An 11,426-nucleotide genomic window follows, 5' to 3' on the forward strand; every position below is an offset into this window, starting at 1 on the left:
TCAACTTCCCGGTGAGTATTTACACTCGGCTGGGGCCAGAATCTGAGGAACCTCCTTAGAAATGAGCGAACCGGGAGGTCCAAGTCCTCAGGCCGCAGCAGAATGCCGTACTCGTTCACAAAGCCTGCGGTTTGCAGGGCGCTGAAGGCCTCGGCGGGTAGGGCGCTGAAGGGGGCGGCCCAGTCCTGGGCGATCGCCAGGTCTTGCAGGTCCTCAGGGGTTTGGTAGCGATCGCTGACCGCCCCCAAATCATCGACAAAATAGCGGCGGGTCAGCGCCCCGACAGTGATGTCATCGCCATTGGGGCGAAAGAACGCGACGATTTCCCCAGACTCGAACTCGCTAATCTGGTCGGAGACAAAGGTAATGGGGGTAACCAGAAACTCGATGGACTGGTTCGCCAGGTCATCGGCAACGTTGCGCAGGGTGGCATCGGTGTAGGGGGGGCGAACGCTGGCACTGGGAACGTCGTAGGCGAAAAAGTTGAGCAGATCGACATTGAGACCAATGCGACGGATCGCCGTAATCCGCTGGCTCAGCCGCTCCAGATCCGCCAGGGACGCCACCTGGGACAGACCCACCATCTCCAGCAGCAACAGGTATTCCCGCAGGCTCAGCCGTAGCGCCCTGGGGATTTGCGATAGGCGATAGAGCTGCCGCAGGTAGGGGGTATCCAGGGCGAGGGTGGTTTCGCTACCGCTGAGTTGCCTGACCAGGGCATCCAGGTCATCGCTGGACACCTGTAAGGCCCCCATGAGGCGGCTGCGGATGGCGCGATCGCGGCTGGGCAGCTCCTGGCCAGTAACATCCCACCGCCGGGCTGGGTCGTGGTAGCGCCACGGGGTGCGGCTGCCTCCTGTGGGGTTAAACACCTGGTCAAAAAAGACCCGACCATCGGCCCGGCCAGTGTGGCGCAGGTCGTGCCACAGGGCGGTCAATCGCTCCACGGATTGGCGGTGGCGGGCGATCAATTGCTGGAAGCTGGCCAACTCCACCAGGGTGGCTGGGGTCAACGCCAGGGTTGGCGGGCCACCTGGGGGTAGGGGGGCCAGGGGTTGCAGCCGGTCCAGATCCGCCAGGCTGGTTGGTTGTCCCTGGCCGGACCCATCGACCACCTCTGGGTTGGCTTCAGTGATGCCGTCAAAGCGCCACCACAGGGCCAAGTGCGATTCATCCCCGCTCAGGGCGCCGTAGCGGTTGGCCCGAATCTCAGCGGTGGTGCGGGCGGTGGTCCACAGGCGCAGCTCCAGGACGGCCCCCACCAGGTGGGTGTCAGTGGCCGTGGCCAGACCGTCGTGGAAACGGACATCCCCAGCGGCCAGGCCCAGGTGGGCAGACCCCGCCGCCGAGAGTTGCCTGCCATCCCCTACCCCTATCAGCTTGCCATCCAGGTAAGCCCGCAGGGCGTGGGGCCGTAGTTCTGGGCGACCATCCAGCACCAGGGCCACATGGTGCCAGCGCTCGGCCAAAATGCGATCGCTGGATAACCAGGTGCCCGACCAACCGGCAGCCTGGTCGTACCCGCCCAGGTACAACCGGCCATCGTGGACATAGATCACCAGACCCTGCTGACCATCGCCCCGGTGGTAAATTACCTGCTGGCGCTGGGTCAAGGTAGGATCGTTCACCTTCACCCAGAGTTCGACGGTGTAGCGTTTGGGTGGGGCTGCGATCGCGGGGACTAGCAGCCCATCCTGGGGGGCGGTAAAGCTGAGGCTGGTCTGGGGCTGCTGCCAGAATAGGGCATCGCTGGGGCGATCGCCCTGGAGCAGGGTGGGCTTGCGGGCCGGTTCCAGTCCCCCCAGACGCAGGTGGTTGGCCTGGGTCGAGGTATCCAGGCTGTAGGCCTGCTCAACCTCGGCAAAGGGCCAGTAGGCCAGTAGGGCATCAGCAGTGAGGTCAGGGGTTTGGTAGCGCTGGGCCACTGGAAACTCTGACCGCCCGGTAGACCACAGGCGCAGATCGCGGATTTGGCCCCCAAAGTACTGGGTTCCAGAGCGGCCCACCTGCATCGCCGTGGGCAGGGGCAAATCCACCTCTGAGACCGGGGTCTCCACCTCCAGCGCCCCATTCACATAGAGGCTGACCCTGTCGTCGGCCACCGCGATCGCCACATGGGTAAAGGCATCGGTGGGTAGGGATATGTCCCCCCTGAGGCTTTCCCCAGTCACCAGGGTAATCTGCCCCTCGTCGTTGAGGCCAAACCAGGTGTCTGGCCCCCAGCTTACCACCGGGTTGGCCCGGTCAATTGCCCTGGGCTGAATCCAGGCCTCCAGGGTAAAGCCAGAGCCCAGGCCGCCGGTTAACGACGCCAGGGCCAGGTACTGGCGATCGCCGTCAAAGTCTAGGGCTTGCAGGTTTAGGGGTCGCCGCAGCAGGGGAATGTCATCTGCCTGACGCCACATGGGATGGTCAGGGATGCGCTCCACCGCAAACAAGGTCTCGTCCGGTTCAAAGGGGTCGCGGGCGCCGGTGGTCAGCCAATCCTCCAGGTCCAGGGCCGCCGACAGGTAGACCCCCCGGCGCACGGTCAGATCAGCGAAGTATTTTTCCCCCGCCCTGGCGGTCCAAAGCCCAACGGTGCCAGCGGTCAGGCGCCGGCGATCGCGATTGCTGCCGTTATTGTCATCGGAGGTGTTGGCCTGAAACTCGGTGGGCTCAGGGGTGCCCTCGGGCCAGATTTTGGCCCGAATTAAGGTGCGATCGCCCCCATCGTGGGCTTCAATCAAAAACCGGTACCAGGTGTTGGCCTGGGGGTTCACCCCCGTATCCCGCCCGGCGGTGTTCACCCGACGCACATCGTGGGGATGGGGGGCAATGTGGAAGGTCCGCAGCCCCCCAAAGCGGCGCAGGCGATAGTATTGGTCGTGGTTCTCGTCAGGGCCAATGTCAGGATCGGGATAGCGGCTAAAGAACGTCACCCCAATGCCGTCAAAGCTCCCGCTAGACTCGGGGGTAATCAGCATTCGCCCGGTGTAGGTGTAGCTGGTCCAGTCCAGGGCCTCAGCCGGTTGGTAGTGGCTATGGATGTTTCCTAGCCGGGATTGGGTGCCTAAAGCGATCACACCGTCTTGCTCTGCGGTGCGGAACAAGTCAGGTACAGCCTGGCGCGAGTTTTCCGCCCCGGTGTGTCCCCAGTCCGCCGGGTCTGCTTCGGGTCCATAGGCGCTAAAGTCCTCGGCCAGCAGGGTTTCCTGTAGCACCTTCAGGTCGTCAAAGGTTTTGCGACCCGGGCCGGCGGTCCACACCCCCACCGTGCCAGCCGTGATCCGCACATCACTGCTGTCCACCGCTTTGATTTGAAAGTCCTCGGGCTCCAGGGTGCCCGCCACCCAGATTTTGGCCCGCAGGTGGGTTGCTTCCGCCCCGGCTTCCACCTCAATGGTGACCCGGTAATCGGTGTCTGGCTCTGGCAGCACCCCAGAATCCAGGCTACTGTCAGGTTCAGCAGTCAGGGGCTGCACCCCCAGGGGATGGCCCACCAGCTGAAAGGTGGGCTGATCGGCATCTCGCCGCAGGGCATAGTACTGATCGACACCAGCGGGGGTGCGGCTGAGCACCGTCAGGCCAATGCCACTGTCAGCCTCGGTAAAGCGCAGTTTTCCCTGGTAGCGGTAGTGGCTCCAGCCGAGGGTGTCTTCCCCAGCCGGGGCATAGTGGGCGGTGGTGCCGGTCAGGGAACTGTCTGTGCCCAGCACGGTCTTGCCGTTTAGATCGAGGGCCTGGAACAGATCCGCTGTATCTTCCGGGGTAAGCCGATCCACGGTACTGACCCACCCCTCAGGGGTATCCCCCGGCAGGTACTCGGTAAAGCTGGTCTTCAGTAGCTCTTCGCTCCCCTGGTCTGCTTCATCCAGGGTCACCAGCCGCAGGTTGTTAAACCGGGCCGCCAGGGTTTGCGGCTGGTGACCCGCCACCCACAGGCCCACCGTCCCCGAGGTCAGGCGCACGTCACTGGTGTCATAGGCCACCCCCTGGGGGGCGTCAGGGGCGGCTGTTCCCGCAGGCCAGAGGCTGACCGCCAGGCGGGTGCGTGCCGCTGACTGCTCATCCGTCACCTCAATCGAGAAGGCATACCACCGGTCAGGCTCTACCGCCGGAAAATCTGCCTGCTCGATTTCCAGGGGCTGTACCCCCTGGGGATGGGCATCCAGGCTAAAGGTGGGTTGTCCCTCTGGCCAGGTCAGCGCCAGGCGATAGAACTGATCGACAGCTTCCGGGTGACGACTGAGGACGGTGACCCCCAGGCCGCCGGTGGTGGCATCGGCGGGCAGGTCAGGCACATACAGCAGGCCGGTGAAGCGATAGTTGCGCCAGTCCAGCACTGCGGTCTCAGCCGGTTGGTAGTGGGTGTAGCGGTTCAGCCATTCCGGGTCCTGGCGGGGGGCGGCCATCAACACGGCGGTTTCCCCCCGCAGCTGGCCCGTGTAGCCGTTGACCCGGTCGGTGACGGTGACATCATGGCCTTCATCCAAAGGCAGGTAGGCGATCAGTCCGGCCCCAAATAAGCGCGGGTCGTGGTAGCGTTCTGCCTCCACATCGGCGGCGGTTTTGGCCCGGTTCCACAGCCGCAAGTCGGCCATTTGCCCCGAAAACCCCTGTAAGCGGCTATCGATCAGCCGGACATAGTCCCCGGTCAGGCGGGTGATGGCCCTGTCGTCCAGGTGGCCCAGGTAGGCGGGTCCCACGGGGCTGAGGCGGTGGCCCCGCTGCCCCGCTTCCAGGGACTGGTTCGGATGGGTGGTGCTGATTTCGTCTAGGGCGATACCGTCCAAAAAGCCGCGAAACTCGATGTAGTCCAGGTGCTGGGTTTCGTCATGGACAATGGCCACATGGTGCCATTGATTGACTGACAGGGCGGTGGGATCACTGGCCAGCACCGTTTCCTGCACCTCAGTGAGCTCATAGTTGGCGCACCAGGCGATCCCATAGAGCCGCTGCTGCTCTACATAAATGGCTAACCCGGCTTCCCCGTCCCCCTGGCTGAATAGCAACTGGGGGGCTTCAGGATGCAGGGTAGGCGGGGTAGGCTTAAACCAAAACTCTAGGGTGAAGCGGGGATGGCGACCCAGGCCAAAGTTGGCGTCCTGGCGCAAGACGACCCGATCGCGATCGCCATTGAACCAGAGGGCGGTGCCGGGGATGGCCACGGGCAGGGCTGGCTGCAATGGAGCCACGGTCACCGGGGCAGGCTGAAAATCAGCCGGGACCCCGCCCAGATAGAGGGCATTCCCATTCAGGCTCAGATCGGCGGCTTGCTCAGCGGTGATGTCCGCCAGGGGCCAGTAGCCGATTAACCCCGGGGTCAGGGCAGGCACCGACCGCTGGAGAAAGCTGTTCAGGTCCACAGGGCGGCGAACCTGGCTCCACAGGCGCACCTCATGCAGGATGCCGCTCAGGTAGCGATCGCTGAAGTCGTGGCCGATGGACAGGTCATCCCCCTCCAGACGAAAGGTTGAGTTACGGGGCAGGTTGCGGCGGCGGTCCAGGCTGCCATTCAGGTAGAAACGCACCTCGCGGTTATCCACCGTAACCGCCACATGGGTGAGACGTTCCAAATCGATCGTCCCATCACCGCCAAAGTCCTGATCCCCCAGGCTGGCGCTGCGAAACACCAGTTGGTTCTGCTGGTTTACCCCAAACCAGAGGTGCGACTGGCGATCGCCCGCCGAGCCCAAATGCAAAATCGGCTGCACCCCAGCGGCATCCAGATAAACCCAGGCTTCCAGGGTCAGCTGCTCGGCGCTCAGCCCCGTTACCCCCCGCCGGGCCAGGTATTGGTCAACCCCGTTAAACCGGTAGCGGGTGGCCCCAATCGGCGGGGGTAGGGGTTCAAGCACCAGGTCAGCGGTCACCCAGCGGGGTTGGGTAACCAGGTGATCGCCGCCGGGCACCCCATGCTGCCCGTAGGGGGTGCGATCCAAAAGCTCAAGGCCATGGCTTTCGGTCAGGGGCCAGTAGGCCACCAGCCCCGGTTCAAAGCCACTGAAGCGCCGGTAGCGGTTTGCGGCAACGGATTCCGGCGATCGCCCCTGGGACCACACCCGCACCTCTTTAATCAACCCGGCAAAGGTGGTATCGCTAAGGTTGCGGCCAATGTTCACCGCCAGATCCCCGGTGGGGGGCTGGATTGCGGGCAGAGTAACAGCTTGATCGAACTGACCCTGCAATTCCAGTTGGGTCGGCTCACCATTCAAATATAGCCTTACCGTCGATTGGTTGCGGGCGGTCTGCACCGTCACCGCCACATGGGTAAACTCGCCCACAGGTACCGGTTGCACACTGATTGCCGGAGCGTCATCTTCGGACGCCGTTCCATAAAACGCCACCCGCCCATCGGCGGTCAGACAGAGCAAAAAATGGATATCCAGATTCCCCTCCTGACCCCGGCTGAGGATGGGGTTGGCCTGATGACGGGTAGGATTCACCCAGGCTTCCAGGGTAAAGCTGTCCCCTAGGGTGGCCAATCCCTGGGGCTGATCGACCTCAGCTGGCTCCCCAGGGGCTGGAACCTGGACAAAATCGTTCAGCCCATCGAATTGCAGCACCCGCTCTGGGGTACAAGGGGTGGACAGCGATCGCAAGGCCCAATCCAAATCAACAAACGACCACGCTAACCGCCGGGCTAGCTTCAAAAAGCGATAGACCCGATCCAGCTTGGCTGCACTCAGGTTCAGTAAGGTCTCAGTTGGGGGCCGGGTGGGGTCATCGGCATCCCCTGCGTCTGACTCAATCTGCAGGTGGCCTAACCCATCATCGACGGCGTTGATAAAGCACAATCGGGCCAAACCCGCATTCACCTCAGCTTGATCGAGATCCTGAAACAGCAGGTCACTCAGCTGCTGGCGGCTTAAGCCAGTGCGGTCTAAAAACGTGGTGACCGAGGCTAACCCGGCAAGGGCCTCAGGCAAGGTTTCAAAGCCATACACCGCCGCCAAACGGTCTGGCTGATCCACCAACGGCTGCCCCAACAGGGCAAATTCTTCGGGGGAAAGGGCCAACTGCTCCCGGCGACGGACTGCATCCACCGCCTCTGGCTGCGGTGCCAGGGTGTCATAGAGCTGGGGCAAATCAAGATCGAGCTGGTTTAGGTAGGTGCGAATTTCCGCCAAAGGCAGATTCAGGGGCAGGGATTGGGGGAACACCGCCTCGGCGATCGCCGCTTCCGCATCGGCCTGGTCTGGGGTGGTCACCAGGGTTTCCAGGACCTGATTCACCAGGTCAATGTAGGGAATCAGGGTATGGGTGTTGTCATCATCAAGGCGCAGGTGAAATAGATCAAGGCGGCGCTGATCGAGCCGACAGTCTTCTGGAATCCCTTGATCAGCGTCAGGATTGGAATTAGGACTAGTAATATTGGTTTCAATAAAGCGCATTAAATCGACAAAATAAGCCGCTGGACTGAGTACTGAGCGGGATTCATCACACTCAATAAAGTCGAGGCTGCCAAACAGGCGATCGTAGCCTGGAATTTGCTGCTGCTGCTCTAAAAATGACTGGGGAATGTTGTTGAATAAGGTCTGGCGCAAAAACGGCGAGGCCATGTCCTTAAGGTTGGCCCATACTAAAGCCGTCTGCTGCTGTATCTGCACAGCGGTTTGGTGAATGCGGTAGGCCTGGCGTGGGTCCAGGCCATCGCTATGGCCATAGGTTCGCACAAACTCAGCTTCAGAAATAGCCGCAATCTTGAGGGCAGATCCCAGCTCAGGGTGAGCTTGCTTGAACTGCTCAAATGCTGTCCGGTCGGTCAGACGAAACGAAGAGATGCTCATGGTTGGAAATCCCGATGATAGTTAGCTGCTCTACGCATTGACAAGAGCGAATATTTTCAGAATGTCCGGGTTAACTGAGAATAAACTGAGTCCTTGATAAGGATATATTGATAGAAATTGATGAAATTTTGATGCGATAGTAGGGAAAATTTTCAGGCCTAATTCTGATTGCCTGACACATCTCTTCTGTAGGTTGGGTGCAGCGAAGCGGAACCCAACACTCGCCAAGGATTTAGGACTTGTTGGGTTCTGCTAGCGCGCCACCCAACCTACGATATATCAGGGTTTTTCTGCGTTGTGTCAGGCAGCGAGGTCCTAATCTTTTTCTGCCTTCCGCCTTCAGGATTCCATGTGCTCCAGACTTTGCCTTGCTCGGCGGGCCACCCATACCGTCACAAAAACAGTCGCCAGTAGCCCCAACCCATGCAACCCCCCATGCAGCCACCGGGCTGGGGCGGGCAGGTCAGCCTGGCTACCCAGGGTGGCAATATCCCCCGTCAAAGCTCCCAGGTAAACGTACATCACCGTGCCAGGTACCATTCCCAGGGAGCCTAGCAGGTAATCGAAGAATGACACGCTGGTGACCCCGTAGGCATAGTTGAGCAGGTTGAAGGGCAGCAATGGCGACAGCCGGGTGAGCAGCACAATCTTAACCCCCGATCGCGCCACTGCCCGGTCTAGAGCCTGAAATTGGGAGTGCTGCCGCAGTCGGCGACAGATTGGCCCCCTGGCCAGGTATCGGCCAATGGCAAAGGCTGTTGTAGCCCCTAACGTAGCGGCCAATAGGGCATACAGCGAACCCCAGCCCAGACCGTAGATGGCCCCGCCCGCCAGGGTGAGCAGCGCTCCTGGCACAAACAGTACCGTAGCCAGGTTGTAGATCACCACATAGGCGATCACCCCCACTACACCCCGGGCCTGGACCCACAGGAGGGCATCGCAGAGTAAGTGGCACAGGTGCTGGGGGCTTAAGCCCAGGGCCAGGGCCAGGGATAACCCCAGGGTCAAACCTAGCCCCAGGGTGAAGAGTCTGGGCGTCGGCCTAGCCATGGTTGGAACGATCGAACATAACACCAGTTAAAAGGGAGTATGAGGATCGACCTTAACTGGACTACCTGAGAGCAAGCTGAGGATTAGCTAAGCGTATGCCATCCCAGGCCATTGAGACGCCGATTTATACCAAGTCCATCTCGGGATCTGGAACTTTCTCCCAGGCAGAACTCCAGGTCTGAACTTGGATTTGGTTTAAATCAGCAGTAATAGCCCTGAATAGAGGGTGGCTCCGGTCAGAAATGACCAAAAGCAGGTTTTCTGGGCTTCGGGAAGCTCTCGTTTGAGGATATTCAGGATGATGCTACCAGCCAGGAAGGCCCACACTAACGCAACGATCGCATTATCCAGGTGAATGAATAGTTCGGCGATCGCCCCCACCAAAATGGCCCCAGTCAACCACCAACGTCCCCGCTGATCGTAAAGCGCTTCATGGTGTTCGCGCAGTCCATGATCGATGATAAAAAAGTGCAGCGCTACGGCGATAAAGAACAGCAGACACTCGATCAAGCTGTGTTCACTCAGGTCTTGCAGCAGGTAACCAAAGATCACATTTAAGCCAGCAAAGGCCGCCATATGAACCCAAAATACTCGGGTACTAGCCCGATCGCGATCATAGTTGGTGCGGTTGAACTGACGGGAGGTTAGCACCAGGCGATCAAGACCGTAAAATACCGTCAACCCCAGCAGTGCCATCAGATAGATGTGGTGGTCTAGGATTCCCAGTATCTGAGGAAACGTGGCAGCAAACTCGGTCTGGGCCTGGCTGAGTTCTGGCAGCACCTCTAGAAAAATATACCCCATCGAAACGCCGCCGGTAAACGATATCCAGCGATATTCAGGTATCCAGACATCCACCTCTAGGCGAGAGATAAAGCCATGGACTAGCGCTAATCCAGCGGCTAACATTAAACCGATTGATGTCACCATAGCGCTGTTATTTGCTACCTCTGCCTGTCACTGTGCTACCTCAGATAGACGCCCCGGCGGTAGAGCCAGGGCACCAGCGAAGATTGCGATTATAGATTCTATAACTCGGCAACATCCATAATTTGATAGTTATTCAAGTCTTGGTGCCATTTGTCTATTGTTCCATTGACCTTTGGGAGGCCGCATTGACCATGGGGGCATTGCGCTGCCCTAGGGCCACAGCCCCAGGACCAAAGGCCATTAACATTAAGGCAGCTCCAACCAAGACAACATCCCGTTCTAAGGCAGGGGTGGCTGACCCAGCGGCAATGGAAGCGGGTAGGTGAACGCCGGTAATCGCCGCCGCCATGATCACTAAAATCGCCAGGCTGGTCCATGGGGTAAACAGACCAACAATGAGCAGCAAGCTGGCGATCACTTCCACAATGCCAATAATCGGACCAAAGAATCCGGGGAATCCCATGGCTGAGAACATGCCAGTCGCCATCGACCAATCAAAGGCTTTAGCTAACCCGTGGGGTAAAAAGACAAACACGGTGGTTAGGCGCAAAATTAGCAGGGCGTAATCTTTAGATGTATACATTGGGGTGAACCTCAACAACAGTAGAATCAGTGGTGTCTAAGTGCCTATAGAATGGCGGTTTTAGCCCGCACAGGGGTCGGCGGCGCAAGGGTCGGCTACGGCACAGGGGTCAGCCGCACAGGGGTCAGCCGCGCAAGGGTCGGCGGCACAAGGATCGGCGGGGCTAGCCGCCGGGGCGCAAGGGTCAGCCCCGGCACAGGGATCTCCGGCTGGACTATTTAACGCGGCTACAGAACCCATACCAATGGCCCCAACGGTGGCTAAGATGGCTAGGTATTTGAATTTAAAGTTCATGGCTATCAGCCCTCAGGCTTGAGTTCAGCAAGTTCATACCAGTCGCGTTGCGCTTTAGGTCGGGTGAGCAATGTCGTCGTCGTCCCTAATGGCGATCGCAACACTCTTACTTAATCGCGGTCGTCTGAAGCTGTCCTGAAGTCAGTATGAGAACTATCTGAGAAACAACCTCCCAGATAACTCAAACCCGGATGGGAGATATGGTCCTCCCACCCGGGCTGAGCTGTGACGATAAAGTCTAACAGTTAGTGTCTGGTTAACTCCCTAAGAGCCGCGTTGGTCGCGGTTGTACCGCACCAGTTCACCGATGGAGACCCTGCCATCGCCACTGAAGTCAGCTTCAGAGTCGTGAAGCGTGACCTGGCCAGTTCTTGGCAAAGGACCACCAGCCATAGCCATGGGAGCGATCAGTAAAGTAGCGGCTGCGATGGTTAAACCAGAGATGAGATAGCGTTTCATAGGATTCTCCTTGAGTTCTCCTTAAATGCGGGACAGAGTTGTCCCTCCGAAGAGAGGGAACCTGTTGGTGCCCCCTTAGCCTGTAAGTTTTATAGTGGGGCACACAGCTGAGCTGCAGCTGAATGTAGTCTGAGATACAATTTAAGTGAAGCTGAGAAAGAAATTAAAATTTGGACAGGAGTCAGGAGTCAGGTAGTGCATTAATGCACGGGACGGAGGAAAATCAGACTACGCCACCACGATAACCAGGGAGACAAGCGCATGGCTATTGAGATGACCTGTCCGACCTGTGGGTCTCACGATATCTCCAAGAACGGCACCAGCCATCGGGGGAAGCA

6 protein-coding genes are annotated in these 11,426 nt (G+C 59.4%); all 6 read right to left on the bottom strand.

Going from position 1 to position 11,426, the window contains the following annotated elements:
- Window positions 1-7,772: LamG-like jellyroll fold domain-containing protein (locus tag E1H13_RS25360; RefSeq protein WP_206071075.1), on the bottom strand; the 7,772-nt coding region annotated here is incomplete at its 3' end.
- Window positions 7,773-8,111: 339 nt separating this feature from the next.
- Entirely contained in the window at window positions 8,112-8,822 is a 711-nt protein-coding gene (locus E1H13_RS25365) for a TVP38/TMEM64 family protein (protein ID WP_169617759.1), read from the bottom strand.
- Window positions 8,823-9,017: 195 nt separating this feature from the next.
- Window positions 9,018-9,752 (bottom strand): hypothetical protein, encoded by a 735-nt coding sequence (locus E1H13_RS25370; RefSeq protein WP_206071077.1) that lies wholly within the window; start codon window positions 9,750-9,752, stop codon window positions 9,018-9,020.
- Window positions 9,753-9,906: 154 nt separating this feature from the next.
- Complete coding sequence (locus E1H13_RS25375; RefSeq protein WP_169617760.1) at window positions 9,907-10,335, bottom strand: DoxX family protein; 429 nt, start codon at window positions 10,333-10,335, stop codon at window positions 9,907-9,909.
- A gap of 60 nt (window positions 10,336-10,395) precedes the next feature.
- Entirely contained in the window at window positions 10,396-10,629 is a 234-nt protein-coding gene (locus E1H13_RS25380; protein WP_169617761.1) for a hypothetical protein, read from the bottom strand.
- A gap of 264 nt (window positions 10,630-10,893) precedes the next feature.
- Window positions 10,894-11,088, bottom strand: a complete 195-nt coding sequence (locus E1H13_RS25385; RefSeq protein WP_169617762.1) for a hypothetical protein — start codon at window positions 11,086-11,088, stop codon at window positions 10,894-10,896.
- Between the last annotated feature and the right edge of the window lie 338 nt (window positions 11,089-11,426).

This window comes from Nodosilinea sp. P-1105 (genome assembly GCF_012911975.1).
Classification (GTDB): domain Bacteria; phylum Cyanobacteriota; class Cyanobacteriia; order Phormidesmidales; family Phormidesmidaceae; genus Nodosilinea.